The organism is Nocardia arthritidis NBRC 100137 (assembly GCF_001612765.1).
GTDB classification, from domain to species: domain Bacteria; phylum Actinomycetota; class Actinomycetes; order Mycobacteriales; family Mycobacteriaceae; genus Nocardia; species Nocardia arthritidis.
The window spans coordinates 1-26,697 of record NZ_BDBB01000064.1 but is presented as its reverse complement, the minus strand read 5'-3'; the positions used below and the strand labels follow the sequence as shown (position 1 = coordinate 26,697).

The window sequence follows — 26,697 nt, the reverse complement described above, 5'->3', positions numbered from 1 at the left end:
CGCGAGTCCATCACCCGCCGCCTTCGTCCGCTTCGTGCCACGCAGAGCTTTCTCCGGTTTCTGCTCTGCCCGCGACGTACAGGACCTGCCACGAATACCGCGCGGCCGACATCCTGCGCACCGTCGACAGACCGGGGATCGGAACGGTTTTCATACCGTTCAGTCTGCTCACTCCCGTTCGGCGGCGACCGATGACGAAGACCCCTATCCGGAGGTCCTTTGTCCTCTGTCCGGCCTTGGTTCGGATGGGCTGCGGCCGAAGCCTCGACGATCCGCGGGCGTGTTACCGCTGACTCGGCGTGGCGGGAGTTGCTCACCCCGGCCGGGTGGCGGGGACCGAGTCTGTCACGCCGCGCCAAGCGGTCAGTGCTGTGGCTACCGATGTTTCGATCGGGCGTGTGGTGTCGAGCGTGATGGCCTCGGGCCACGGTGCCGCCGCGGCTGCCAAGGAGTCCGCGATCGCAGGGGTGGCGTCCGAGTCGCCATCGGGTCTGGCGCCGATACGCTCGGCCGCGAGGGCCTTGGGGCAGGCGCACCGCAGCGGCAGGAGATCGCTATGAGTCTCCTCGGCCACGGTGGCGGCGCGGGCGCGCTGGTCCGCGTCGGTCCAGCTGGCGTCGAGAACCACCGAGACTCCGTGCTCCAGTAGATCCCTGGCCTCGGCCAGCATCCGCGTATACACCAATTCCTTCGCGGCGGGCCGGTAGGCGCCCGCTGCGAAGACTCCAGCGTCGCCGGCGATGGATCCCGTGGCGCGCAGACCGACGCGCACGCTGTCGCTGGAGAGGGCGACTGCGCCGGTCGCGGCCGCCAAACGGGCCGCGACCGTCGACTTCCCGGTGCCGGGTAGGCCGCCGACGAGGACGAGACGGACAGCGCCCTGTGTGAGGTGCTCGACAGCGAGTTCGAGATGTCGCTCGGCGCGACCGGCCGCTGCCGGATCTCCCTGATCGGCCCGGATGTGGTCGGTCTTCGCGCGGACCATCGCCCGATAAGCGATGTAGTGATGCCGAAGCGACGGCGGAGGCGAATCGCCCGCCGCGTGCAGGTAGTCGTTCAGGAAGGAGTTCGATTCTTTCGGAAAACCCAGGAACTCGAGATCCATCGCCAGGAAAGCGGCGTCGTCGAGGCCGTCGACGGAGCGCAGCTCGTCATCGAAGTCGAGACAGTCCAGGATCCGGAAGCCGTCCGGCAGCACGAAGATGTCCTCGGCGAGCAGATCTCCGTGGCCGTCGATGATCCGGCCGTCGGCGATGCGTTGGCTCAGCAAGGCGGCGCGGCCGTCGATGAAGCGCATCGCCAGGTGTCCGGCGTGAGCGAGTACGGCGTGATCGTTCGCCGGTCGTGGGCGTTCGCGCAAGGGCCGCAACAGCGTGTCCCAACGCCGTCGCAGCTGATCCGGACTGCCCGCGCGGTCGATATCGGCGCCGCGCCGTGCCCCCGCGTGGAAGCGCGCCAGAGTTTCCGCCAGTTCGGACAGTTCGGTCGTCGGCCGGGTGTGGTCCGCGAGGGTGGTGGACAAGCGCAGCGCGTCCGGCATCCGGCGCATCACGATGATCGGTTCCGCGGCGCCGCCTTGCGGGTCGGTCAGATGGGACAGGCCGAGATAGACGTCGGGTGCCAGGCGCCGGTTCAACTCGAGTTCGCGAGCGCAGGCCCGCTCCCGGTTCTCCGGCGTGCCGAAATCGAGAAAGTCGGTGACGACCGGTTTCTTGGCCTTGTAGGCGCGATCTCCACACAGCACGACCAGTCCGGTATGCGTCTCGCGCAGCTGCGCGAATGGTTCGTGGGTGGTGTGGAGGGCGGTACGCAGGGCCGAGACATCGAGCATGAGGACTGCCTCTCGTAGAAGAGTTGATCTCCAGCGTCGCCTCGGCGGGCGCCGCTGCCTAGGGTCCAATGGCCTGCCCGCGCAGACACCGTCGGGGCTGTATCCAGCGGCGTCCAGTTACTTCCGCGATCCGGAGGCCATGGTGACGAGAGTCGCGAACACACCGAAATCGAACGCCACATCCGCCGAGTGGGCCGCCACCTCGACGACGCGCCGCAGGGCCTGCGTGCCGACCAGTTCGATGACCTGCGCGCCACCCCCTACGGGTTGGACGCCATCCTCACCCTGCATTTCGCGCGGGAGGATGAAGCCCTGTTCACATTGGCGCCGTCGACGGCCCCATGACGAATTCGAGCTGAGGACTTAGGTCCCAGCACCTGAGGGGCCGCCGACTCTGCTTCGCTCGACCGCGAATGGGCAGAGTAACCGGTACCGGACAGCGACGGGATCCCCAGGCGGACAGCTTGCCGGGCAGAGACGGGGGTTGTCGGGAAACGACGATCGAGGAGGCGTTGGTGAGCCGGATCGTGACATTGACGATGAATCCCGCGATCGATCTCGCGACCCGCGTCGCCGAAGTGGTACCGACGGACAAAATGCGCTGTGCGGCACCACGCTACGACCCCGGTGGCGGTGGTATCAATGTCGCGCGTACGGTGGCCGAACTGGATGTCGAGGTGACGGCGGTATTTCCCACCGGCGGCCCGCCCGGGCGGCTGCTCGAGCAGTTGGTGCGCGACGCCGGAGTGCCGCCAGGGCCGGTGCCGGTGGCCGAATTCACCCGGGAGAATCTCTCGGTTACCGACACCACGAGCGGTGAGCAGTATCGGTTCGTCTTTCCGGGGCCTCGGCTCACCGATCCGGAACAGCATCGCTGTCTGGTGGCGGTCGAACGTGCGGTGAGCGGCGCGGACTACCTCGTGGCCAGCGGAACCCTCCCGCCCGGTGCGTCCCCGGACTTCTATCAAATCCTCACCGATCTCGTCGGCGACCTCGGTGTGCGTGTGGTGCTGGATACCTCCGGCATCGCTCTGCGTAGCGTGCGCCGCGGCGTCTACCTGATCAAGCCGAGCGTGCGGGAACTCGGCGACTACGCCGGGCATCCGCTGGTCGATCGCGCCGAACAGTTGGCACAGGCCCGCCGCCTCATCACCGCCGGGATGACGGAGATCGTGCTGCTATCCCTCGGCGCCGCCGGAGCGCTGCTGGTGACGCGGGCATCCCACGAGTGGTTCGCGGCCGTGCCCGCACGGGTGCGCAGCGGGATCGGCGCGGGCGATGCGATGGTCGGCGGCGTCACGGTGGGCCTGGCGCGGGGATACGAACCGGCCGACGCGGTGCGTCTGGGTATCGCGGCGGCCACCGCGGCGCTCGCCACGACGGGTACCGGCCCAGGACGCGCCGAGCACATCGCGCAGCTGTACCGAGAGCTGCTGCGCGACAAGGGCTCTGCCGACGACGTCGATGATCTGCCCCGGCCGGCGGCCCCGCGGTTGCGGTAGCCGTCATCCCCGCGCCCCGCGCGGCAGGTTCGTCGGTGGACGCGCGTGGCGGGGCGCGCGGCCGTGCTGATCCGCAGGTATCCGGGTGAGCAGGGGGCCTTCGGCCCGGACTCGGAGCCGATTTCCTCCTCCACGGCGTTCGTGGAAAACGCAGGCTGACAGTGCCCGACGGAGGGCAGCGAGTGAATGGAGAAGCCGTGCAGGCGAACGAGGGCATTCGAATGGCCAACCGGATCGGACCCGTATTCAATCGTCGGGCAGTTGTCGGCGCCGCCGTCGCCGTCGTGCGCGACGGCCGGATGGAGTTCACCGGCCATGGCTTGGCCGACATCTCCCGCAATCGCCCGGTCACCGAGGACACGATCTTCCGGATCGCGTCCATCACCAAGACATTCACCGCGATCGCCGTGATGCAGCTGTGGGAGCGCGGCGTGATCGACCTGGACGCACCGGCGAGCGCCTACCTGCGTGCCTATCGTCTGGTCCCCACCGATCCCAGGTTCGGCCCGGTGACGGTGCGTCACCTTCTGACTCACACCTCGGGGGTCGGTGAGACGGCCCATCCTCGGCGGGTGTTGCAGCCCGATTTCGGAGAGAGTGTCGCGCCGGGAGATCCCGTGCCGCCGCTGTCGCAGTACTACCGTCGCGGACTGCGCGTTCACGCCGAGCCCGGCACCCGGTGGACCTACACCAACCATGGCTACGCCACCCTGGGCCAGATCGTCGCCGACGTCAGCGGTGTCCCGCTCGCCGACTATCTGCGTGAGCGGATCTTCCTGCCGCTGGGTATGTCCGACACCGGTCTCACTCCGCCCGCGTTCGCACCGACGCGCCGAGCGGTCGGATACACAATGCGCACGCACGGCCCGGAGGAGATCACACATCGCGAGATGATCACCGCCGGCGCGGCCTCTGTCTATTCCACTGCGCGAGACATGAGCCGGTATCTCACCGCACTGCTGGGCGGTGGCCGCAACGAATACGGATCTGTGCTCGAATCATCAACGCTGGCGCGGATGTTCGCACCGCAATATCAGCCCGATCCGCGTGTTCCCGGAATGGGCCTCGGCTTCTTCCGTGGCCAGGCCGGGAACCATCGGGTGATCGAGCATCAGGGCATCCTGCCAGGGTTCAACTCTCAAATGTGGCTGGCTCCCGACGCTGGACTGGGCATCGCCGTCTTCGTCACCGGCGGGCATCGCGCCATGCTCTGGCTTCCGGCGGAGACCTCGACGCTACTGCACGACCTACTCGGTGTGGCGCAACCGGTGATCCGTGACGACGTCGCGCACCGGCCCGAAATCTGGTCCGAAATCTGCGGGTTCTACCCGTTGCCCGGGGCGCTCACCGAAGTCCGCGCCCGTTCTATGGTGGGAGCGGGCGTCGAAGTACTCATCATCGGTGGTCAGCCCGTACTACGGGTGCTCACTCCGGTTCCCGCCCTGTTGCGCGGGCTGCCCTTGCACCCTGACGACCCGGATGATCCCTTTGCTTTCCGCATCGATCTGACCCGGTGGGGTATCGGTACCGGCAGGATTCTGTTCAGCCGCGAGCGCGGCGCCGGCACGACGCGGATGCACTTCGATCTGCACCCTATGACCATGGGTAGGGCAAGGACTCCGTTGGCGCACCGAGTGAGAAGGACGCTCCGATGAACGAGCCTGCGATCGAGATCACCGGTCTGACGAAGTCATTCGGCCCCGCGAAGGCGCTCGACGGCCTGAATCTGACCGTCGACAGCGGTGAGGTACACGGGTTCCTGGGTCCGAATGGTTCGGGCAAGACGACGACGATCCGGATACTGCTGGGCCTGCTGCGCGCCGATGCCGGGACGGTGCGCATGCTGGGCGGTGACCCGTGGACCGAGGCGGTCGCGCTGCACGCCCGGCTGGCCTATGTGCCCGGTGAAGTCCTTCTCTGGCCCGGCATCACCGGCGGTGAGGTCATCGACCTCATGGGGCGGCTGCGCGGCGGGATCGACCGGCGCCGTCGCGACGAGCTGCTGGAGCGATTCGATCTCGACCCGCACCAGAAAGCGCGCGCTTATTCGAAGGGCAATCGTCAGAAGGTCGCCCTTGTCGCGGCGCTGGCCTCGGATGCGGAGCTGCTGCTGCTCGACGAACCGACCGTAGGTCTCGACCCGTTGAAAGAGGCCGAATTCCAGCGCTGCATCTCCGAATCGAAGAACGAGGGCAGGACCGTCCTGCTGTCCAGTCATATTCTGGCCGAGGTGGAGGCACTGTGCGATCGGGTGAGCATCATCCGGCAGGGACGTACCGTGGAAAGCGGCACCCTGTCCGAGCTGCGGCATCTGACCCGCACCACCATCACCGTGGAAACAATCCGACCGGTGACGGGGTTGGCCGCGGTGTCTGGAGTGCACGACCTCGTCCGCAACGGTACTCGGGCGAAGTTCGACGTCGACACGGCCGAGCTCGACACCGTGACGCGTGTACTCGCCGACCTCGGCGTGCGCAGCCTGACCAGCACGCCGCCGACACTCGAGGACATCTTCCTGCGCCACTACGGGTCCGCCGCCACACCTGCCGAGGAGAACCGGTGAACACCGTCATGATCTCGCGCCCGCTGATAAGGGAGAATCTTTCCGGAGCCGGCACGCTGCTGCGCTTCGCGCTGCGGCGCGAGCGGTTCTCGCTGCCGTGCTGGCTGCTGGGTGCCGCCGCTCTGCTGGTTTTCCAGTCCCTCGGTAGTCAGCGCTTCTACGACACACCGCAGAAGCTCGCGCAGCTGCGCGAGACGATGAGTGCCAGTGCTGCCACGGTCGCCATGGGCGGGCCGACCCGACTGCTGACAACCATCGGCGGAGAAATCGTATTCGAGATCTTCGCGTACCTGGCTGTGGTTGTCGTGTTGATGAATATGTTTCTTGTCGGCAGGCATACCCGCTCGGACGAGGAGACCGGGCGGGCGGAACTGCTCCGTTCGGCGCGAGTGGGGCGCCGAGCGCCCGCCGTCGCCGGGCTGGCGTTGGCCGGACTGGCCGATCTCGCCGTCGCGCTGGTGGTCTTCGCCGCCGCGGCCGGCACCGGGCTGCCGATAACGGGTTCACTGCTATTGGGAGTCGTCACCGGGTGCGTAGGTGTCACATTCGCCGCCGTCACCGCCGTCGCCGCGCAGATTTTCGAGAACCCGCGCAGCGTCTACGGGGCGGTCGGCCTCGCTCTGGCAGCAGCGTACGTGGCGCGCGCGATCGGCGATGTGGGCAATGGGGCCGTTTCCTGGGCTTCACCGATCGGATGGGGACAGCGCAGCTACCCGTACGTGGGCGACCGCTGGTGGACGGTGCTGCTGTTCGCCGCCACGACACTCGCCCTGGTCGCCATGGCATTCGCGTTACTGGATCGACGCGACTTCGGCGCGGGACTGTTTCCGTACGGCACCGGGCCTGCGACCGCGTCCTGGACGCTCGGCTCACCGCTGGGCCTGGCCTGGCGGTTGCAGCGCGGTTCGCTGGGCGGATGGGCCGTGGGCATTTTCGCGCTGGGGGCCGCATATGGTTCTTTCGCCGACAGTATCGAGGACTATCTTGCCGATAATCCCGAGATCGCCGCATACCTTCCCGGCGGCGCCGCCGATGCGGTGAATTCGTATCTGTCCTTGACGGTTTCGATCGTCGCAGTGCTCAGCGCCGCGTTCGGAGTGGCCGGCGTATTGCGCGCCCGCGGCGAGGAGAGCGCGGGGCGAGCCGAACCACTTCTGGCCGCGCCGGTCAGCCGGCATCGCTGGCTGGCGAGTCACCTCACAATGGCGTTGGGGGGTGGTGTTCTGCTGCTGGCCATCGGGGGTTTCGGCGTGGGTCTCACCTATGGTCTGACGATCTCGGATATCAGCCAGGTATCGCGCATGACCGGCGTGGCGCTGGTGTATCTGCCTGCCGTCTGGGCGTTGGTCGCGGTCGCGGCGGTGTGCGTCGGCTGGGTGCCGAGAGCGGCGGTGACGATGGCATGGGCTGCCTTCGCTTACTGCGCCGTGGCGCTGCTCTTCACGGCCGCCTTCGATCTGCCCGGTTTGTTCGACGACGCCTCACCGTTTACGCACATTCCGAAGGCGCCACTCCAAACCGTCACTGCCGGGCCGATATCGGTGATCACCCTGACCGCCCTGGCCGGGCTGGTGATAGGTCTCATCGGTTTCCGCCGCCGAGACGTCGGGTATTGACAGCACTACCGTCGGGCACCGACCTGGTATGTCTTTCCCGCGGGCGACGGCGACCTTTCGGAGCGGCCGCTCAGCGCAGCCGCAAGCGACGGAGACGCTGCGCGGGAGCACGGTTCGAGATGCGGTCCTCGTCGTGTCCGGGGCACCACTGGTCTGGTGCAGTGGCGGTGCGGACGGCGTCGATGTGCTCGCCGCAGCCGCCCCAGGTGGTCTTGCCGCAGACACGGCACTTGATAGGAAAGCACATCAGCGTTGTTCTTCCGGGGCTGCGAAAGTGGGCGGGCCCTGGTAGGGACGCTGCATGGCGGCGAATCCGGGAGTGGAGGCCGCGGTGATGACGGCGGCCAGCAGCTCGGCGGCGTGTCCCGGCCGGGGCGGCTCGGTCAAGACCGGACCGCTGAAGACGTGGCCGTCGATGCTGATGATGGGGCTGCCGCTGCGGCCGCCGAGCGCTGTTTGGCTCACCTGATGGGCATGGGCGACCGCGGCATCGTAACGGGCGTCATCGAGGGCTTCGATCAACTTGTCGTCGAGGCCGCTCGCGGCCAGCGCGGCGGCCAGCGCGTCGTCGGCGTGCTGGCCGCGCGTATGCAACCGCTGAGCGAATTCGAGGTAGAGCGGGGTGAACGCGGTCTGGCCGTGTTGCTGCACCGCGGCGGCGAACACGCGGCCGACCCGACGCGATCGGACGATCATCGGGGCGTGGTCGGCATCGACGTCGTGATCGCCGTTGAGCACGGCCAAGCTCATCGACCGCAAAGTCACGACGTGCTCGGCGGTGGCACTGTCGAGCAGCCACTGTGCAGCCACCCACGCGAACGGGCACACAGGATCCACGTATAGATCGATTTCTGCCACCGAAGTCCTCCTGTCGTGGGGTGGTAGATACCCGGTGGGGTATTCTACCTCGGTAAATATACCCCCACCCGTATGTATAGTGGAAAGCTCCTCCGTGTCTCAACATACCCCTCGGGGTATTATGGCAGGGATGGCGAAGAAGGAAGGCGCAACCATGGTCGGCGACGAAACAGCAATCACCGAAACACTCAACAGGCTGCGGCGGGCGCACGGTCAGCTCGCCGGCGTCATCGCCATGATCGAGCAGGGGCGTGATTGCAAGGATGTGGTCACCCAACTCGCTGCGGTTTCCCGTGCGCTCGACCGCGCCGGATTCAAGATCGTCGCGACCGGACTGCGTGAATGCCTCGCCGGCCGATCCGCCGACGGTCAGAAGCCGATGACGGTCGACGAGCTGGAGAAGCTGTTCCTGACTCTGGCCTGACTCGCGATCACCCCCTCACGAAAGGACCGCACAATGAATCTGGGACTTTCCACCACTCTGCACACAAGCTTCGACGACGCCGTCGACCGGACTCGGGCCGCGTTGAGCGAGCAAGGTTTCGGCATTCTCACCGAGATCGACGTCCGAGCCACCTTGAAAGCCAAACTCGACGAGAACATGGAGGATTACCTCATCCTCGGCGCCTGCAATCCACCCTTGGCCCACGACGCCCTCGGCGTCGACCGGCAGATCGGGCTCCTGCTGCCCTGCAACGTCGTCGTGCGCCGCAACCCCGAGTCCGAGTCCGAGGTAATCGTCGAGGCAATGAATCCGCAACTGATGGTTCAGGTCACGAATGAACCGGCTCTGCAACCGGTGGCCAGCCGTGCCGCCGCCAAGCTAGAGGCTGCCATCGAGTCCCTGAGCGCCGCGACTCATCTGCTCTGACGAGCCTGCGGAGGGATCTCCGTCGGCGTGCGGGTTCAGCGGCGGCTGGTCGGTGCGTCGCCGGTCGATGGCGTCGCTCCGCACGCTGCGTGATACCCCGCAGCATTTTCCGTTCCATCACCAGACTGCCCGGCTCCATCACGAGCACGGTGAACGCGCGCGTGAACGCCGTCGCGCCCGCCAGCGCGATGCGATTGCGGCTCACGAGCCGGGTGGCTGCACCCATCGGATAGAGGCCGAACGCCCACACCCAGCGGCCGTCTTCGGAAGCGAAGACCAAATGGTGCTCGTTTTCGAGAATCGCGACTCGCATACGCGGACCGGACTCGCCGAGCGGGAAGCTGTCACCGACCTGGAGGTTCTGGAACTGCGGCAGGATCTCGTCGGCGCTGTGCATATCGAGGCCGAGAAGGTTCTCGACCCAATCGTAGGTATACGCGCCGCCGCGACCGGGACCCAGTTGAACCAGCCACGGCCAGATCGCGTCGGCGCCGGCGCGGATCGTGACAGCCCGAGTCGAGACGATATCGGCGTCGATCAACAACTCGTCACCGGGCATCACCCGTGCGATCTCTTCTCCCGAAGCTCCCCAGGTCAACCATCTGGTGCGTCGGCGTTCTACGGTCAACCTCCCGAGCGCCGATCGAACGGTCGCGCCAAGCATCGTCGTGTCCATGACGTCCGACTTCTCCTCGAATGAAAGGTGTGTGCTCGCAGCGGCGTGCGGACTGGCCGACGCCTCTGGCTCAGGTGCCCAAGGGGGTGGGTCTCGAGATGACGCATCGCGTCATTTCCGGTTCCAACAGCGGACGATCAATTCGGTTCGCGCGAGGATTCGGGCATTTCGAGAATCTCGCCGAGCGGGCGGCGTGGCGTGGCCGGAACACCCCGTTCCGATTCGGGCGCGATACCCACCCGAATCAGAACCTGCGGGGCGCCGGAGTGCCCGATCAGTTCGCCGACCACGGCGCGGCTGCGCGGCACTTCGGTCAGATGGGTCAACGGACACGTCGCGAACCCGGCGAGGGTGCACTCCAGCAGCACCGTGGACAACACCTCACCGCAGCGCATCAGGTCCTGGGGTGTGTCGCGGTCGGTGGACAGCACGAGGATCACCGAATGGTCCTCGGTGACCTCGCTGCGCCGGTCGCCGGTGGTGGTGGTGGGAAACTTGCGGCCCACGCCCACTCGCTGCCGCTCGTCCTGGGAGATCAGCGCTTCGCCGGGCACTCCCGTGTCGCCGATCGTGTGCCCGGTCCACCATTGCAATTCGGCGTGGTATCCGGCGTCGTAGCGGCGCAGTGCCGCGCTCATCTCCGAAGCGCGGGCCAAGCTGGGGCGGCTGTCGTCACCCAGTACGTCGAGTGTGGCGTCTGAGGGATCGAAGGTCGTCCGTAGGACCTCTTCGAAATCGCGCCATCCGGTGGGCGCCTGGAACGGGAGCCGGTCGGTGTGCCGACGCAGGATGGCGTCGGCGCGGGCACGGTCGGCTTCGGTGACGATCCGCGCCGGTTCGAAGGTGATGTTGGCCAGGTGCTCGCGGCGGTTCGGGTCGGGAAAGCGAGCGACATGGATGCGCCAGCCCGCGGCCGCCATCGCGGCGCGCAGATGGTCCAGAGCGATACCGCAGCTGATCAGCATCTGCCTGCCGGATGCGTCCGTCGCCGAGAGCATGCGTTCGGGCACGGCGAACAGGCGCAGGGTGTGGCCGTCGAACGCCCAGTGCCAGGGTTGGCTGTTGTGCAGCGAAGGCGCCCGGCCGGCGAGCAGTACGGCCTTCTCGATGGTCTCTCCGGACGGTAGCTGGTTCATACCGTCACGGTACGGATCGTGGCCTGACGTCCGGAGGAGTCGTAGGTCCCGAATCGCACCGCAGGTGGTCCCCACTCGGCCGAGGCGCGTGGGACCTCGGCCTCTGGACGTGAGGCGTCGATCCGTTCAGGCTGAGTGGGTGGGAAATGCTGCTTCGGCCGCACCGCCGATCGATGCGCGCAGGCACGACGCGGTGATCTTCGATATGGACGGGGTGATCACCGACAGCGCGTCGATGCACGCCGCGGCCTGGACGGAACTGTTCGATTCCTTCTTGAGCCGACGCCCTGCAGGGGCCGGACAGGACCGCTCACCGTTCACCGAGGACGACTATCTCCGTTTCGTGGACGGCAAGCCGCGATACCGGGGTGTCGCGGACTTCCTCGCCGCACGAGGAATCGCACTGCCTTGGGGGAGACCGTCGGATCCGGAAACGGCGGAGACGGTATGCGGGCTGGGCAACCGGAAAGATCAGCTTTTCCTCGGCCGGCTCACGCGCGACGGTGTACGAGTATTCGAATCGACCGTCACGCTGGTCCGGCGGCTGGGCGACGCGGGCATACGAACGGGTGTGTTCTCCGCCAGCCGTCACTGTGCGGAGGTGCTCGCGGCTGCCGGTGTCGCCGACTTGTTCACCGTGCGGGTGGACGGGATCGACGCCGAGAAGCTGGGCCTGGCGGGGAAGCCCGATCCGTCGATGCTGCTCGAGGCCGCTCGGCGGCTGGGTGCCGAACCGGATCGGACGGTGGTCGTGGAGGACGCCGAGGCGGGGGTGGCGGCCGGCCGCAGCGGCGGCTTCGCGCTGGTCATCGGAGTCGACCGGCACGCGAGCGGCGAACGCCTCCTGGCACACGGGGCGGACATCGTCATCGCCGACCTGGCACAGGTGCGATTGCGTGGCGGCTTCCGGCGAATTTCGGAAGTCCCCGACGGAATGGGGTGCTGGTCGCGCATCGTAGATCTGCTCGGCATCGAAGAGCCGGCCGTCCTGCTGGATTTCGATGGCACGGTGGCCGAGATCGTCGCCGATCCCGCGGCCGCCGCGCCCATCGACGGAGTGGCGACGGTGCTGGCCACACTCGCCACGCGATGCCCGGTCGCGGTTATCAGCGGACGCGATCTGACCGATCTGCGGGACCGCGTGGGTGTCGACGGTATCTGGTATGCGGGTAGCCACGGCTTCGAACTGATGGCCCCGGACGGTACCCGGCATGTCCACGACGCGATGCCGGGAGCCGAGCGGGTACTCGCCGAGGCTGCGAGGGAACTTCGCCGCAGACTGCACTCCATCACGGGAGCGCTGGTCGAGCACAAGCGCTTCGCGGTCGCGGTTCATCATCGCAATGTCGCGGCCGAGGATGTCGGACGGGTGATTGCCGCGGCACACGAGACCGGACACGCGGCAGGCCTGCGAGTCACGCACGGCCGTCGCGTCACCGAACTGCGACCGGATGTGGACTGGGACAAGGGCACCGCGCTGCGGTGGATTCTCGACCATCTCGCGGTCCCGGTGCTGCCGATCTATCTCGGGGACGATCTGACCGACGAAGACGCCTTCGATGCCGTCGAATCCGACGGGATCGCCATCGTGGTGCGTGCCGAGGAGACCGGCGACAGGCAGACCGCTGCCCGCTTCTCGGTCGCAGGGCCGCGGCAGGCGCGCGAGTTCCTCCAGCGACTGGCGATGTTGTTGCGCCCCGAGTCGGTTGCCGTGCCGGAGTCGTGGACTCTCACTTTCGATGGGTACGATCCGGCTCGGGAGAAGCTTCGCGAGGCGTTGTGCACGCTCGGCAACGGCTACTTCGCGACTCGCGGCGCGGCACCGGAATCCACGGCTGGAGCGGTCCACTATCCGGGCACTTATGTCGCGGGGGTGTACAACCGGCTCTCCGACGAGATCGCCGGGCATGTCATCGACAACGAGTCGCTGGTGAATCTGCCGAACTGGCTGCCGATGACCTTCCGGATCGGCGGCGACGACTGGTTCGACCTCGATGCCGCCGAACTGGTCTCCTACCAGCAGCAATTGGATCTGCGCCGCGCCGAACTGCTGCGGCGGTTCCGCTTTCGCGACAGCGCGGGGCGAATCACCACGGTGTCGCAACGACGGTTCGTCGCGATGCACCGCCCGCATCTGGGCGCCCTGGAAACGACGATCACCGCCGAGAACTGGTCGGGAACTCTGGGAATCCGCTCGTTTATCGACGGCAGGGTGCGCAATCACTTGGTGCAGCGCTATAGCGAGCTCTCGGCCACGCACCTGACGGACGAGTACGCGGTGGCCCTGTCCGACGATTCGGTTCTGCTCGCGGTGCGGACCAACGGATCCGGGTTGGCAGCGGCGATGGCGACGCGCAGCACTCTGCGGCGTGGCGATGCACCGTTCGATCCACCGCGGGAACTGGTCGATCGAGACGGACGAATTGGGCACGAGTACTCCCTCGACATCGCAGCCGGCGGATCGGTGACCGTGGAGAAGATCGTCGCCGTGTTCACCGGACGTGACAACGCTGCCGCGGGTCCGCAAGAGGAAGCGGCTCGCATGATCGAAGCCGTCGGCGGCTACGAATGGCTCTTGGAGGGCCATGTGGTGGCGTGGGAGCACGTGTGGGCCCGGCTGCGGATCGACCTCGACGGCGCGCAGGACGCGACGCGGATCGTGCGTCTGCACCTGTTGCACCTGGTGCAGACGCTGTCGCCGAACACGGTGGATCTCGATGTGGGCGTTCCTGCGCGCGGCCTGCACGGTGAGGCCTATCGGGGCCATGTGTTCTGGGACGAGTTGTTCGTCTTTCCGGTGCTGAACCCGCGCTTCCCCAACTTGACCCGATCTTTGCTGCGATACCGCTATCGTCGTCTGCCCGAGGCACGCCGGGCGGCCGCGGAAGCGGGGCTGGCCGGGGCGATGTTCCCGTGGCAGTCCGGCAGCGACGGCCGGGAAGAAAGCCAGCGGCTGCACCTGAATCCGCTGTCGGGAAGATGGAATCCGGATCCCAGCCGTCGCGCACACCACATCGGGATCGCGATCGCCTACAACGTCTGGCAGTACTACCAGGCCACCGGCGACCTCGAGTTCCTCATCGAATACGGCGCGGAACTGCTGGTGGAGATCGCTCGGTTCTGGTCGAGCCTGGCCGCCTTCGACGCCGACCGCGGCCGCTACACGATCCGGGGTGTGATCGGCCCCGACGAGTTCCATTCCGGCTATCCGGACGCGCCCGAGGCGGGCATCGACAACAACGCCTACACCAATGTCATGGCGGCCTGGGTGATTCTGCGAGCTATCGATGCGCTCGCCCTGCTCGCTCCGCGCGAGCGGTCCGAATTGCTGGAGAAGCTTGCCGTGCGACCGTCGGATCCGCGGCACTGGCAGGACGTGGCTCAGCGGATCTACGTCCCGTTCCACGACGGCGTCATCAGTCAGTTCGAGGGATACGAGCACTTGGCCGAACTCGATTGGGACCACTACCGTCGCCGCTACGGTGACATCCAGCGGCTGGACCGGATACTCGAGGCCGAAGGCGATGACGTCAACCGCTATCGGGCCGCCAAGCAAGCCGATGTGCTGATGCTGTTCTATCTGCTGTCGGCCGACGAACTGCGGGAACTGCTCGAACATCTCGGCTACGAGCTGCCCGGCGAGATGATTCCACGCACCATCGACTACTACCTGTCACGCACGTCCCACGGCTCGACGCTCAGCGCGCTGGTGCACTCGTGGGTGCTGACGCGGGCCAACCGTAATCGTGCCGTGGAATTCTTCGATCTGGTGCTCGGCTCCGACGTCGCCGACATTCAGGGCGGCACCACCGCGGAGGGAATTCACCTCGCCGCGATGGCGGGCAGCGTCGACCTGTTACAGCGCTGCTACACCGGGATGGAACTGCGCCGCGACCGGCTGCTGTTCTGTCCGTACTGGCCGGAGTCGCTCGGTGCCCTGTCGTTCCCGATGATCTACCGAGGCCATCGGCTGACCGTGCGGGTCAGCGGCGCGGGCGTGCAGATCAGCTCGGATCCCGGCGCGTCACCGCCGATCGAAGTCACCTGCCGGGACCAGGTCGCGCGGCTCGCCGCGGGACAGACGGTCCGACTGTCCATGAACTCCGCAGCCGGACCGCAAGAGCGTGGGGTCAGTTCGGTGTCCGGGCAATGATCACCGGCGCTTTCGCGCCGTGCAGCACCGCTTGACCGACCGAGCCGAGGGTCATCCCGGCGAAACCGCCGCGCCCGTGACTGCCCACGACGATCAGTTGTGCGTCGGCCCCTTCGGCGAGCAGTCGTCTGGCGGCGCGGTCTTCGACCACGATCCGCCGTACCGGCACCTGCGGATACCGCTCGCCGTACCCGGCCAAGTTCTCCGAGAGCAGCTCCTCGGCCTCTTGCTGCATATCGGTGCGTGAGTCGTAGCGGAACAACTCCGACCAGGTGTGCACGGCGACGAGTTCGGCGCCGCGGTGGGCGGCTTCGTCGAAGGCGATCTCGACGGCGCGGACACTGCACGACGAGCCGTCGACGCCCACGACCACCGGTCCGTCCGGGTGCTCGGAGTCGGCGGGGATCACCGCGACCGGGCACGCGGCGTGCCTGGCCAGCGACGTGCTCACCGAGCCGAGAATGCCGCGGCTGAAGGCGCCCAGCCCATGGGTGCCCACCACGACCAACCGGGCGGACTTGGATCGGTCGCGCAGCACCGGGATCGGCGGCGCCTCGACGAGATCGGCCTTGATGTCGAGTTCGCCGAGAGGGGCGGCCTCCGCCAGGGCGGTCTTGCGCGCGATCTCCAGCGCCGTGCGCCCCTCTTGCCGGTAGCTGTCGTAGTCGATCTGGGCTACGCCGATGCCCGGTCCGAAATCGATCGGCGCGGCGATCGCGTAGACGATGTGCAGCGGCGCGCGACGCTGGACCGCGTCGACGGCCGCCCAGCGTACGGCGGCGAGGGCGGTAGGCGAGCCGTCGGAGCCGACGAGAACCGGCGGGTTGATCTGCGAAGGCATGGTTTTCAACTCTTTCTAAGCCTCGTGGGCGACCAGCACCGGGCAATGGGCATGTTGGACAAGGAAGTTACTGGTGGAACCGAGCATGAGCCCGCGGAACCCGCCGCGCCCCCGCGTGCCGACGACCAGCAATTGCGCGGACTTCGACCACACGGTGAGCAGATCGCGTGGCCGGACGATGGAGACCTTGCGAGTCACCTGGACTTCGGGAAACTTCTCCTGCCAACCCGCGAGTTGTTCGGCGAGCATGAGCTGTGCAGCGGTCTCGAGTTCCCCGGCCGGGAACGGTTCGATGACGTCCCCGGAGTGGAAGGTGAAGTCGTCTGCCGCGTGTACCGCGACAAGCGACGTGCCACGGAGGTCGGCCTCCGCGAATGCCGCGCCGACTGCGGCCTCGGCGGCGGGGCTGCCATCCACACCGACTACGACAGGTCCGTCGGTCCGGGTGCGTTGCTCACTCCCGGTGTCGCGGACGACCACGATCTCACCGTGCCCATGGGCGGTCACCGCCAGCAGTGTCGAGCCGATGTGGGTGAGCTCGCGGCCTTGTCCGGCGCCGAGCACCACGAGGTGCGCGGTTTCGGATCGCTCGATGAGCGCGGTGGCCGGGTGGGCGGGCGTCAGCTCGGTGTCGACTCGTAGTTCAGGATCGACGCGGCAGGCCAGCCGCGCCGCGCAGGCCAATCGGGCGGCGCCTTCTTCGCGCATTCTCTGGGCGACGGCGGGCACGATCAGGTCGTACATGCCGAAGATGGCCTGGGTGGCGGCGAGGTCGAGGCCGTGCACGATCAGCAGTCTGCGTCCCCGCCGGGCTGCTGTTTCGGCGGCCCACTGCACGGCCAGATCGGAGGCTTCGGAACCGTCGATGCCGACGACCACGGCAGCGGATGCCAGTTGGTGCGGATTGTCGCGACGAGAGGCGGACATACGTGGTGTCCCTTCGGAGGGCGATGCTTGTGTACTCGAAGGGTAGGGATCGGGTGAGGTCGCAGACGCCTGGCGTTGGTCCCGAATGCTGAGGTCCTTCGGCAGCACGCGCCGGGCTGGGGTCAGGCGTGGTGCATCATGCGGTCGAGTTCGGTGTGAGCGATCCGGCTCGCCCACACACGAGCGCGATCCAGTTCGCCTGGGACGAGCGGGCCGGTCGTATCGCTGACCAGAAAATCCACCGGCTGATCGGCGAGAGAGTAACCCAAGCGGCACAGTCGTTTTCCGATACCGCGTGCGGCCGAGCCCGCCAACCAGGGTGGTTTGGCGACCTTGGTGCCGAAGGCCAGCGCGCGGTGTCCCGGCGATACCGGCAGGGCGGCCGCGAGCCATTCGCGTACTCCGATGTCGATCGCGATCGGAGCATCGGTGAGTTTGGCGGCGTCGCGGCGCGTCTGTACTCGGCTGAGTCCGAAGGCATGGGTGGGGCCGCCGACCACGAGCAGGTTCAGCGTCGGCCCGCACACTTCTGCGGCTGCCACCACATTCACGACTTCGACTTCGGCATGCTCACGCATTCCCCGCGCGATGGCCTCGGCGACCGCTGCGGTGTTGCCGAACATCGATTCGTAGATTATCCGTGCGCGCATGGCCGACTGCCTCCTCCGTGCTGGGCCCGGTAGGGAATCCGACGTTAGGGCCGTCCAGAGCCGCCACACAGAGTCGAACCGACTTTCCTCGGGGGACCTTTGCCCTGAATTGAAGCGCCGACCTCGTGCAAGTGTCCGATCTCGGCCGTCGTGCCGGCGGCAGGTAGGCGATGCTGGACCTGTGCTGGCACATTTGCTCCCGGGCTTGCGACAATTCCACGGCTACCAGCGGGCTTGGCTTCGGTCCGATGTCCTCGCGGGCATCACGGTGACCGCGTACCTCGTACCGCAGGTCATGGCCTATGCGACGGTCGCGGGATTGCCGCCGGTGGTCGGTCTGTGGGCGGCGATCGGACCGTTGGCGGTCTATACCCTGCTGGCGACTTCGCGACAGATGTCGGTGGGGCCGGAGTCGACCACCGCGCTGCTGACCGCCGTCGCGCTGGGTCCGCTCGCGATGGGCGACCCCGAGCGGTACGCCGCCTTGGCGGCAGTGCTCGCGTTGCTGGTCGGCGTGCTGTGTCTGGCCGGTGCGGTCGTTCGGCTGGGGGTCCTGGCCGATCTGTTGTCGAAACCGGTCCTGATCGGGTACCTCGCAGGGACCGCCGGGATCATGATCGTCGGTCAGCTCGCGTCGGTGACCGGAGTGCCGGTCGAAGGCGAATCCATACTCGCGGAACTCCATTCGTTCATCGATAACCTGGAGCACTGGCATTGGGCCACCTTCTGGCTCGCGGCCACGGTATTGACGGGGCTGCTGTTGCTGGCATGGCGCGCGCCCCACGCTCCCGGTCCTCTGATCGCGGTCTTGCTTGCCACCGCGGCGGTGGCGCTGTTCTCGTTGGATCGTCTCGGAATCCGGTTGGTCGGCGCGATTCCCGCCGGGATTCCCATACCCGGTGCGAACTCGGTCGCCGTGCACGACGTCACGGCTCTGATCCTGCCCGCGATCGGCATCGCGGTGGTCGGATTCTCCGACTCCGCCTTGACGGCCCGGGCTTTCGCGGCCCGCCACGGCGACCGCGTGGAGGCGAACGCCGAGCTCGCGGCCCTCGGCGCGACCAACCTCACGGCCGGGCTGCTGCACGGATTTCCGGTGAGCTGCTCGGGCAGCAGAACCACTATCGCCGACGCCATGGGCGCTCGAACCCAGCTGTATTCTCTCGTCACGCTGGGCGGTGCGCTGGCAGTGCTGCTCGGGGCGCGGGACGTCCTCGCAGCTTTCCCGACCGCCGCGCTGGGAGCGCTGGTCATCTACGCGGCGCTGCGACTGATCAACATCGCGGAGTTCCGTCGTATCGCGCGATTCCGGCGCAGCGAATCGTTGCTGGCGCTCGGAACCCTCGTAGCGGTACTGGGCCTCGGTGTGCTGTACGGCGTGCTCGTCGCGATCGCGCTGTCGATCTTCGATCTGCTGCGCAGGATCGCCCGCGCACACGACGCGATCCTCGGCTTCGTACCCGGCGTGGCAGGAATGCACGACATCGACGACTACCCGACCGCGAAACCGGTTCCAGGACTGGTGGTCTATCGATACGACGCACCATTGTGTTTCGCCAATGCGGAGGACTTCCGTCGCAGAGCACTGGCGGCAGTGGGCTCGAGCGCCGAACGCGGCGGAACACCCGTGCGTTGGTTCGTGCTCAATGCCGAGGCCAATGTGGAGGTCGACTCGACCGCCTTGGACGCCGTGGAACAACTCAGGGCCGAACTGTCCGGCCGGGGCATCGTCTTCGCCATGGCACGGGTCAAACACGACCTCCGCGATGCCCTGGACGCATCCGGGCTGACCTCGAAGATCGGTGAACAGCACCTGTATCCGACGCTACCGACCGCGGTGTCGGCCTACCACGAGGACCGAGATGCGAGGTCCGACGGCCCATCCGGAGGATGACTTTCGTCTCTGCCGATGACCCGCCCGAAGCGCGATCCTCGAAGCAGACGGCACCAGCCGTCGGAAGAGGTGAACAGCGATGTCCGAAAGCGTGATCATTCCGCTGGACAGATGGTGGACCACGCTGACCCGCTTGTGGTCGCTGCAACCATGCAGCCCGAATCAGCTGATGCGCCCATCCGACCGCATCGAATCAGCGGTCCGCGTCTTCGCCGTGATCGCAGTTCTGATCGCGGTCCCGGTCGCGGGCGCCCTCGCCACGGACACGTATGCCGACACGTCCGCCGAGATCCGCGGCGAGAACATCACCAAATCCTCGGTTCACGCCCTGATCATCGATGAGCCGGTCGAAATCGCGACGCATCGTTTCGAAGCCCGCGTGGGATGGGACGAGGCCGGCCGCACGGGTAGTGCTGTCGTGCCGGTCGGGGAGAGGACGCGACCTGGCGACCGTGTCGAGCTGTGGCTCGACGCCGGCGGCGCTCCCACCACGCGACCACCCCACCCGTACAGCGCGGTCGTGACCGCAATCGGTGTGGCCGTGTTCGTCCTGGTGGGCGTCTGGCTGTGCGGGTGGTGCCTGGTGAACGGGCTCGCCCAAGTGCTGGAGCGACAGCGCGGCGCACGATGGGATCGCGAGTGGCGACGGATCTGCCGGGCGAAGGAGGACTCGCAATGACGTTCCGGGCTCCGCGATCGAGCGGGCCGCGGCGCGTCGCACCGAAGCGTCGCTCGCGGCAGAGTCCGCCGACGGCGATCACGACCGGTCCGAATACCTGCTCCTGCTCGCCGTACAGTCTCCCGCTCCGTCGACCCCAGCGGCGGACATCGACCCGCGCGTGCGGCAGCGACCGCAGTCCGGAGAGGAAGTTGGCATGACCACCGAGAACGCTTCGCGCCCGACGCCACCGAACGCTCCGATCCTGGCCGCGGTGGACGGGTCCGCCAGTTCGTATCAAGCGGTGGCCTGGGCGGCCGCCGAAGCAGCCCTGCATCGTTGCCCGCTGCACATCATCACTTCCATGGCCGTGCCCCCTGGGTTCGGTCCGGGCAGCCAGCCGGCGGAGGCCGACCTGAAATGGCTGCGCCGAGACGGCGAACGCGTCCTCACCGAGGCGACGCGGGTGGCGCGGACAGCCGCGCCCGGCGAGGAGCCCGCGATCACCACCGAAGTCAGCTTCGAACTGGTCATCCCGCTGCTCATCGAGCGATCCGCGCAGGCGCGGATGCTGGTGGTCGGCAGCCGCGGGCTCGGCGCGTTCCAACGGGGCGTCCTGGGTTCGGTGAGTACCGCGACCACTCACCACGCGCACTGCCCGGTCGCGGTGATCCATGGCATCTCCGCGATCGACGCGGTGTCGGCCCGCCAACCGGTGCTCGTCGGCGTCGACGGCACCGGCAACAGCGTGCCCGCCGTCGAACTCGCATTCGAGGAGGCTCCCGGCGGAAGGTCGACTTGGTCGCGCTGCACGCATGGAGCGACACCAGCGGCCTGGACATACCGGTTCGCGGATGGAATGCTGCCCGCGAGTCGGCGGAGGCGGTCTTGGCCGAGAGCCTTGCGGGCTGGGCCGACCGTTATCCGGACGTCGTCGTCCGGGGCATCGTCACCGCGGATCGTCCGGCGCTGTCGCTGCTGAACGAGTCGGCGAACGCGCAACTCGTCGTGGTGGGCACTCACGGGCGCGGCGGGTTCGCGAGCGCGGTGCTCGGTTCGACGAGCAATTCGCTGCTGCACTCGGTAGAGGTGCCGATGATCGTCGTTCGTGCGAGGTGAAAACGGGGCGGTCCGTGCCCCGGGCTCGCCGAGCCGGACCGTCTATCGCCGAACTCGGGGCCATTCATCAGCCACGCCGAGCTCAGCCACGCCGAACGCAGCCACGTCGAGTTCTGACATGGCTCACTTCCGGAGCCGTCTCGTCGCCTTCGCCCGCCGCAATTCCGTCATGACGGCCTCGACCGCGCGTGGAACGGCGGCAGAAACCGGCTCGGACAAGCCGACCCCTACATCGAGACACGCCGCGTCCACGGCGATGACGACGATCCTGCCGGGGACCCGTCCGAGCGCGCGGCCCAGCGGCAGTGCGTCCTGGACCCCGAGGGCATGGGACGAGGCGGCTGCGCCCGCGCACCGGAGCAGGTCGACATCGGTGCGTCGGACCCGGCCGGGAACCGCTGATGCGCAGCGTACGGCGTCGATTACGATGGCCAGCTCCACACCGGCCCAGACCTCGAGAAGGCTCGTGGGTTCGCCATCCGAGAGGACGACGGCGACTCCTGGGATGTCCAGCCTTTCGATCTCGCGGGCAACGGCCGAGCCGACTCCGTCGTCACTTCGGTAGTCGTTGCCGACGCCGATGACCGCGGCCCAATGCTCGGTCATCGGCGCACGACGTCGATGGCCAGGAAGTGCGCCGAGCAGGAAATGCACGGATCGTAGTTGCGGATCGCTCGCTCGCACACCGCGGCGAGCGCCGCGTCGTCGAGGTCGAGATTGTCCGACACGACGCGCCGTAGGTCGTCCTCCATAACGGCTTGGTTCTGCGATGTCGGCGGAATGATCGTGGCCGCGCGCACGATGCCGTGAGCATCGACCTCGTACCGGTGGTAGAGCAGTCCGCGTGGCGCTTCGCTCACGCCGTGGCCGGTGCCGGCACGAGGCTCTACAGGTACCGCGGCACGAGAGGGTCGTTCGTACTCGGTGATGAGGCGCAATGCCTCCTCGATGGCGTGGGCGACTTCGACCACGCGGACCAGGATGCTGCGGAACGGGTTACGGCATTCGGCGCCGAGCCCGATCTCGGTCGCGATCTGTTGTGCGATCGGTGACAGCTGGTGGTAGTTCAGCGTGTATCGGGCCAGCGGCCCGGTCAGGTAACGTTCGCCGTCGAGCATCGCGTGCAAGGCCGTGGAGTGCGGTACCTGATGTTCCCGCACATGATCGAGGAATTCGGCCGCGGCGAACCGAAGCCCGGTGCTGGTGTGTACAGCGCCGTTGTCGATGGCGTAGCGGTCCGGATCGGTCGCGGCGAGAAGCTCGTACCCGAGTTCCAGTTCAGGGAATTCCAACCCCGAGGCCCAGCGCGCGGTCTCCGCCGCGCAATCTCCTGCGTGGCGGAGCAATTCGAGCACGTGGCCGAAGTCGGTGCGTTCGGGCACCGAGTAGAAGCCGCCCAACCGGACGTTGACGGGATGGATGGCCCGCCCGCCGATGAGCTCGAGCAGCGCGTTGCCCGCCTTCTTCATCGCCAGGCCCCGTTCGACCAGCTCGCGGTGGTCGGTGGCGAGGGCGATCGCGTCCGGGTAGCCGAGGAAGTCGGGCATGTGCAGCAGATGAATATGCAAAGAGTGGCTGGAAATCCATTCCCCGCAATACAACAGCCTGCGCAGTTCGGCGAGTGGCCGGTCCAACTCCACGCCGCAGAGTTGTTCGAGGGCGTTGCAGGCGCTGGTCTGGTAGGCCACCGGGCAGATTCCGCAGATTCGAGAGGTGATGTCGGGCGGTTCGGTGTAGGCGCGGCCACGCAGGAATGCCTCGAAGAATCGCGGTGGCTCGTAGATGTTCAGTTCCGCGGTTTCGACGTGCCCATCCGCGACGACAATACGCAGCGCGCCCTCGCCTTCGACGCGAGCCAGCGAGCCGACTTTCAGCTGCCTACGCCGGCTCATCGCCGTTCCTGTTCGCGAAGTCCGGCGCGGCTGCGGCATAGGTGGCGAAAACCCGGTTGATGTCGTCGGTGTCCATGCCATTGACGCGGAGGATGGGAAGCAGGGCGTGGATGTTGGGATCGGCCATCGGGCCGAAACAACCGAAACACCCACGGTGATATGCCGGGCACAAGGCGCCGCATCCCGCTTGCGTGACCGGCCCCAGGCAGGGAATCCCTTCGGCGACGGTCACGCAGGTCGTTCCACGGCGTTTGCACTCGGTGCAGACACTGGTATTCGGTATATCGGGCGCGCGTCCGGCGAGGAACGCGCACAGGGTGTCGAGTAGCTGGCGCCGGTCGATCGGGCAGCCGCGCAGCTCGTAGTCCACCGGCACGTGCGCCGATATCGGGGTGGAGGTGCTCAATGTGGAGATGTACTCCGGGCTGGCGTACACCACGGACGTGAACTCGGCGATGTCGGCGAAATTTCGCAGCGCCTGGATCCCGCCGTGCGTGGCGCATGCACCGATCGCCACCAGAATCCTGGATTGCTCCCGAATCTCGAGGATCCGGCGCCGCTCTTCCTGCGTGGTGATCGAACCCTCCACCAGGGAAACGTCGTACGGTCCTTCCGCCATGACGCTGGAGGCTTCCGCGAAGTGGGTGATACTGATTTCTCCCGCCAAGGTGAGCAACTCGTCCTCACAGTCGAGCAGAGTGAGCTGGCAACCATCGCAGGACGTGAACTTCCATACTGCGAGCGTGGGTGTCGTCGTCATAGTTCTCGCACCGCCAGGAGTGGTTCGGCTTCCGCGTAGCCGACGATGGGGCCGTCTCTGCACAGCAGCAGGGTGCCGAGCTGGCAGTGTCCGCACCGTGCGACGCCGCATTGCATGTTGCGCTCCAGCGACACTTGGATCCGCGTCGCGGCAACCCCTTTGCGCAGCAACGCCTGGGCACTGAATCGCATCATCGGTTCCGGACCGCACAGGAACGCCGTTGTCCGGGCGGCTTCGACTTTCAGTTGTGTCAATGGCTCGGTGACGAAGCCGACTCGTCCGTGCCAGTCGAGCGCGGGATGGTCGACGGTCTGGTGGAGTTCGATTGCACCGGTGGCCGCCCACAGCTCTTGGTCGTCGCGGAACAGAATGTCCGCCGGGGTACGGGCCCCACTGATCAGCACGATCCGCCGGTAGTCGGCGCGGGCCGCGAGCGCGGCGAGCACAACCGGCCGCAGCGGCGCCAGCCCCACGCCGCCGCCCACGATGACGAGATCTCCTCCGCTCGCCGAGGCCAGATCCCATCCGTTCCCGAATGGCCCGCGTACCCCGATCATGCCCCCGACATCGGTGCCGTGCAGCGCACCGCTGATCGCGCCGACCGCCCGGATCGTATGCTCCAAGCAATCGTCGCCAGACGCAGGATTACCGCTGATCGAGATCGCGACCTCGCCCACCCCGAAGCTGTAGAGCATCATGAACTGCCCGGCCCGAAACCGTTGCGCCGCATCACGTACCGGCTCCAGGCATACTGTCACAGTGTCGGGTGTCTGTGCGGTGCGGTCGACGACTCGGTAGGGAAGCATCGTGTCGCCGCGCGATGCCGCACGAGCCTGCGTGTCCACGCTCATCGGCCACCTCGTCCGACCGCGATGCGGGGAGGGCCGACGGTGCACGTCTCGGCGGGGTTCCGGTAGAGATCGAGCAGCCTTGCCCTGGTGGCCTGCAGACGGTCCAGTAGCGCCTCGAACAGCATCAAAGTCAGTGCTTGGCCGAATCGCGGGTCCTGGTCGGCGAGTTTCCTCAGAGTGGCCGCTTCGAACTCGACGGCTTCCACCGGTTCGGCGGCCATCGCCCCGAAATGCCACCGGTACGGTGGCACCAGCCACGACCAGCCGAGCAGATCGCCGCCGCTGAGGGTCTGGAGGACGATATCGCCGCGCCCTGGCACCCGAGCGTCCAGCAGTATTCTGCCGTGGCGGATCAGCCAGCACCGGTCGGCCGGACGTCCTTCTTCGATCACTCGGTACCCGGCAGGGAAGGCGACGTGACGCCCGGCTCCGGCCAACGTGCCGAGCTCTTCCTTGCTCAGTGCCGCCAGGCGACCGAACTCCGACAGCTCGTCACCGGTGGGCATCGTCGTCTTCCTGCGCGAGTTCGGCCAGCCGGGCCACCTCCGCGGTCAGATCGATCTCGGCGGGGCACCAGGCGATGCACCGTCCGCAGCCGACGCATCCAGAACTGCCGAATTGCTCGTACCAGGTGCTGAGTTTGTGGCTGATCCACTGCCGGTAGCGGCTTTCCCCGGATTGCCGCACGCTGCCGCCGTGCAGATAGGAGAAGTCCAGTTCGAAGCACGAGGACCAGTGCTCCCACCGCTCGGCATGGTCGCCGGTGAGGTCGGTGACATCCTCGGTGCTCGTGCAGAAACAGGTGGGGCACACCATGGTGCAATTGCCACAGGTGAAGCAGCGGCCGGCGACGTCCTGCCAGTGCGGGGACTCCTGGGAGTCGCGAAGCAACGCGCGGATATCCACCTCGGGCATGGCGCGGCCCATCCGGCCCGCTGCCGCCGCCACCGCTGCGTGAGCGCTCCCGATCTCGTCCGCCTCGGCTGGACGCGCGGTGAGTTCGGCGAGGATGCGGGCCCCGTCGGCACTGCCCACCTCGACGAGGAAGCGGTGACCTTCGACATCGATGCGCTCGGTGAGCGCGAGATCGTACCCGGCCGACACCCCCGGCCCGGTGCCCATCGACGCGCAGAAGCACACGCCGCCGGGCTCGGTGCAGTTCACCGCGACTACGAACAAATCTTTCCGCCGGGCGGTGAACGAGGAGTCGGGATGCGCCCCGCCGCCGAGTACTCGCTGCAGGATCGCGATCGAGGCGAGGTCGCAACCGCGGACGCCGAGAAACGCGGAGCGGACCGGTGTGTCCTCGGCGGGTTCCATCTCGAGATCCGGCCCGAACCGGCCGATCTTGCGGCGCGGCGGATGCAGGAACTGCTTCCAGGATCCGGGGCCGGCCGAATGCGCGAACACCGCCGTGTCGTCGCGGCGATGGAGCCGATACCGGCCGGGGGCGGTCTCCACGCCCCATCCGGCGGGCAGCTGCCTGCCGGAGTCCAGTTCGTCCAGGACGATCGCGCTACCACGCACCTGCGGACCGATGACGCGGTATCCCTGCTCACGCAGTACGTCCACCAGACGATCCAAACCAAGGCGATCGATCACTGCGGTGTCGTCGGGCATTGTCGGGAGCCTCTGCTCGGTCGGATGTAGCCGTCCGGTTTCGAGTCTGGTGGGTGTACCGGTTCTATGGCGAGGGACCAAGGTCCCGAATCGCGGTGGCTGACGGCATCGGTCCTGGTAGTGGGCTGATTCCCGGCGTGGCCGGGCAGAGGTGCACCGGACCGCGGAGTGCCGAAACGCCGTCACGATCGGGACGAATGTCCGGTGACCTCGGGGGACATCGGACCCTGGTCGCCCTGCGGTGCGGCTCATAGCGTTAGCGGTGGCGCTCGGCAGAGT

At 67.2% G+C, this 26,697-nt stretch carries 26 protein-coding genes and 1 pseudogene; 11 read left to right on the top strand and 16 right to left on the bottom strand.

Annotated elements, in window-relative coordinates:
* Positions 1-10: 10 nt before the first annotated feature.
* The 3 genes from NA8_RS34200 to NA8_RS34195 all read right to left on the bottom strand — a co-directional run bounded on the left by NA8_RS34200 (position 11) and on the right by NA8_RS34195 (position 2,122).
* Positions 11-154: a hypothetical protein gene (locus NA8_RS34200; protein WP_157107013.1), complete on the bottom strand. Its 144-nt coding sequence runs from the start codon at positions 152-154 to the stop codon at positions 11-13.
* A gap of 159 nt (positions 155-313) precedes the next feature.
* Positions 314-1,831 carry a bifunctional aminoglycoside phosphotransferase/ATP-binding protein gene (locus NA8_RS30630; protein ID WP_084467207.1) on the bottom strand — a complete coding sequence of 506 codons (1,518 nt, stop codon included), beginning with the start codon at positions 1,829-1,831 and terminating at the stop codon, positions 314-316.
* 117 nt (positions 1,832-1,948) lie between these two features.
* Positions 1,949-2,122 carry a hypothetical protein gene (locus tag NA8_RS34195; RefSeq protein ID WP_157107012.1) on the bottom strand — a complete coding sequence of 58 codons (174 nt, stop codon included), beginning with the start codon at positions 2,120-2,122 and terminating at the stop codon, positions 1,949-1,951.
* Positions 2,123-2,346: 224 nt separating this feature from the next.
* Between NA8_RS34195 and NA8_RS30625 the strand changes: the two genes are divergently transcribed.
* The 4 genes from NA8_RS30625 to NA8_RS30610 all read left to right on the top strand — a co-directional run bounded on the left by NA8_RS30625 (position 2,347) and on the right by NA8_RS30610 (position 7,512).
* Positions 2,347-3,333, top strand: coding sequence for a 1-phosphofructokinase family hexose kinase (locus NA8_RS30625; protein ID WP_157107011.1), 987 nt, complete (start codon positions 2,347-2,349; stop codon positions 3,331-3,333).
* A gap of 182 nt (positions 3,334-3,515) precedes the next feature.
* Positions 3,516-4,988, top strand: coding sequence for a serine hydrolase domain-containing protein (locus NA8_RS30620; RefSeq protein ID WP_245664071.1), 1,473 nt, complete (start codon positions 3,516-3,518; stop codon positions 4,986-4,988).
* Positions 4,985-5,896: an ABC transporter ATP-binding protein gene (locus tag NA8_RS30615; RefSeq protein ID WP_063053780.1), complete on the top strand. Its 912-nt coding sequence runs from the start codon at positions 4,985-4,987 to the stop codon at positions 5,894-5,896. Before NA8_RS30620 ends, NA8_RS30615 begins: the two co-directional genes overlap by 4 nt.
* A complete protein-coding gene (locus NA8_RS30610; protein WP_245664070.1) occupies positions 5,893-7,512 on the top strand; it encodes an ABC transporter permease in 1,620 nt (539 codons plus the stop codon). The genes NA8_RS30615 and NA8_RS30610 overlap by 4 nt, the downstream gene beginning before the upstream one ends.
* Positions 7,513-7,582: 70 nt before the next feature.
* Here the strand turns inward: NA8_RS30610 and NA8_RS36000 are convergent, their stop codons facing one another.
* Entirely contained in the window at positions 7,583-7,759 is a 177-nt protein-coding gene (locus NA8_RS36000) for a DUF8730 family Cys-rich protein (protein ID WP_501193540.1), read from the bottom strand.
* Positions 7,759-8,370: a mycothiol-dependent nitroreductase Rv2466c family protein gene (locus NA8_RS30605; RefSeq protein ID WP_063053779.1), complete on the bottom strand. Its 612-nt coding sequence runs from the start codon at positions 8,368-8,370 to the stop codon at positions 7,759-7,761. The genes NA8_RS36000 and NA8_RS30605 overlap by 1 nt, the downstream gene beginning before the upstream one ends.
* Positions 8,371-8,524: 154 nt before the next feature.
* Between NA8_RS30605 and NA8_RS30600 the strand changes: the two genes are divergently transcribed.
* Together NA8_RS30600 and NA8_RS30595 are read left to right on the top strand one after the other, a co-directional pair.
* On the top strand, positions 8,525-8,794 hold the full coding sequence (locus tag NA8_RS30600) for a metal-sensitive transcriptional regulator (protein ID WP_063053789.1): 270 nt from the start codon (positions 8,525-8,527) through the stop codon (positions 8,792-8,794).
* A 33-nt stretch (positions 8,795-8,827) separates the two neighbouring features.
* Positions 8,828-9,241, top strand: coding sequence for a DUF302 domain-containing protein (locus NA8_RS30595; protein WP_063053778.1), 414 nt, complete (start codon positions 8,828-8,830; stop codon positions 9,239-9,241).
* Here the strand turns inward: NA8_RS30595 and NA8_RS33280 are convergent.
* Together NA8_RS33280 and NA8_RS30585 are read right to left on the bottom strand one after the other, a co-directional pair.
* Positions 9,144-9,917 carry an SRPBCC family protein gene (locus tag NA8_RS33280; protein WP_174550166.1) on the bottom strand — a complete coding sequence of 258 codons (774 nt, stop codon included), beginning with the start codon at positions 9,915-9,917 and terminating at the stop codon, positions 9,144-9,146. The two genes, NA8_RS30595 and NA8_RS33280, sit on opposite strands and share 98 nt — an antisense overlap.
* Positions 9,918-10,054: 137 nt before the next feature.
* Positions 10,055-11,053: an Acg family FMN-binding oxidoreductase gene (locus NA8_RS30585; protein ID WP_063053776.1), complete on the bottom strand. Its 999-nt coding sequence runs from the start codon at positions 11,051-11,053 to the stop codon at positions 10,055-10,057.
* A 139-nt stretch (positions 11,054-11,192) separates the two neighbouring features.
* Between NA8_RS30585 and otsB the strand changes: the two genes are divergently transcribed.
* The gene (gene otsB / locus NA8_RS30580; protein WP_281199193.1) at positions 11,193-15,206 is read left to right on the top strand and encodes a trehalose-phosphatase; all 4,014 of its coding nucleotides are present in this window, start codon (positions 11,193-11,195) and stop codon (positions 15,204-15,206) included.
* On the opposite strand, the gene NA8_RS30575 is transcribed toward otsB, so the two are convergent.
* The 3 genes from NA8_RS30575 to NA8_RS30565 form a co-directional block, all read right to left on the bottom strand.
* On the bottom strand, positions 15,184-16,047 hold the full coding sequence (locus tag NA8_RS30575) for a universal stress protein (RefSeq protein WP_063053775.1): 864 nt from the start codon (positions 16,045-16,047) through the stop codon (positions 15,184-15,186). The genes otsB and NA8_RS30575 overlap by 23 nt on opposite strands.
* A gap of 15 nt (positions 16,048-16,062) precedes the next feature.
* Complete coding sequence (locus NA8_RS30570; RefSeq protein WP_063053774.1) at positions 16,063-16,974, bottom strand: universal stress protein; 912 nt, start codon at positions 16,972-16,974, stop codon at positions 16,063-16,065.
* A 122-nt stretch (positions 16,975-17,096) separates the two neighbouring features.
* Positions 17,097-17,624 (bottom strand): flavodoxin domain-containing protein, encoded by a 528-nt coding sequence (locus NA8_RS30565; protein WP_063053773.1) that lies wholly within the window; start codon positions 17,622-17,624, stop codon positions 17,097-17,099.
* A 181-nt stretch (positions 17,625-17,805) separates the two neighbouring features.
* On the opposite strand from NA8_RS30565, the gene NA8_RS30560 reads away from it, so the two are divergent.
* From NA8_RS30560 to NA8_RS35845, 4 genes and pseudogenes are all read left to right on the top strand, one after another.
* Positions 17,806-19,518, top strand: a complete 1,713-nt coding sequence (locus tag NA8_RS30560) for a SulP family inorganic anion transporter (RefSeq protein WP_063053772.1) — start codon at positions 17,806-17,808, stop codon at positions 19,516-19,518.
* A 79-nt stretch (positions 19,519-19,597) separates the two neighbouring features.
* Positions 19,598-20,197 carry an Rv1733c family protein gene (locus NA8_RS30555; protein WP_063053771.1) on the top strand — a complete coding sequence of 200 codons (600 nt, stop codon included), beginning with the start codon at positions 19,598-19,600 and terminating at the stop codon, positions 20,195-20,197.
* 196 nt (positions 20,198-20,393) lie between these two features.
* Positions 20,394-20,792 (top strand): annotated as a pseudogene (locus NA8_RS35850) (universal stress protein); the annotation flags it as partial.
* A gap of 182 nt (positions 20,793-20,974) precedes the next feature.
* Positions 20,975-21,295 carry a universal stress protein gene (locus tag NA8_RS35845; RefSeq protein ID WP_369690277.1) on the top strand — a complete coding sequence of 107 codons (321 nt, stop codon included), beginning with the start codon at positions 20,975-20,977 and terminating at the stop codon, positions 21,293-21,295.
* A 123-nt stretch (positions 21,296-21,418) separates the two neighbouring features.
* Here NA8_RS35845 and NA8_RS30545 read toward each other — a convergent pair whose 3' ends face one another.
* From NA8_RS30545 to NA8_RS30520, 6 genes are read right to left on the bottom strand one after another with little or no spacing between them, the layout of a single operon-like run.
* Positions 21,419-21,901 (bottom strand): hydrogenase maturation protease, encoded by a 483-nt coding sequence (locus NA8_RS30545; RefSeq protein WP_063053770.1) that lies wholly within the window; start codon positions 21,899-21,901, stop codon positions 21,419-21,421.
* A complete protein-coding gene (locus NA8_RS30540) occupies positions 21,898-23,187 on the bottom strand; it encodes a Ni/Fe hydrogenase subunit alpha (RefSeq protein ID WP_063053769.1) in 1,290 nt (429 codons plus the stop codon). The genes NA8_RS30545 and NA8_RS30540 overlap by 4 nt, the downstream gene beginning before the upstream one ends.
* Complete coding sequence (locus NA8_RS30535) at positions 23,174-23,947, bottom strand: NADH-quinone oxidoreductase subunit B family protein (protein WP_063053768.1); 774 nt, start codon at positions 23,945-23,947, stop codon at positions 23,174-23,176. Before NA8_RS30535 ends, NA8_RS30540 begins: the two co-directional genes overlap by 14 nt.
* Positions 23,944-24,798: an FAD/NAD(P)-binding protein gene (locus NA8_RS30530; RefSeq protein WP_084467204.1), complete on the bottom strand. Its 855-nt coding sequence runs from the start codon at positions 24,796-24,798 to the stop codon at positions 23,944-23,946. The genes NA8_RS30535 and NA8_RS30530 overlap by 4 nt, the downstream gene beginning before the upstream one ends.
* Entirely contained in the window at positions 24,795-25,304 is a 510-nt protein-coding gene (locus tag NA8_RS30525; RefSeq protein WP_084467203.1) for a Crp/Fnr family transcriptional regulator, read from the bottom strand. Before NA8_RS30525 ends, NA8_RS30530 begins: the two co-directional genes overlap by 4 nt.
* Positions 25,291-26,418: a 4Fe-4S dicluster domain-containing protein gene (locus tag NA8_RS30520; protein WP_063053767.1), complete on the bottom strand. Its 1,128-nt coding sequence runs from the start codon at positions 26,416-26,418 to the stop codon at positions 25,291-25,293. Before NA8_RS30520 ends, NA8_RS30525 begins: the two co-directional genes overlap by 14 nt.
* Between the last annotated feature and the right edge of the window lie 279 nt (positions 26,419-26,697).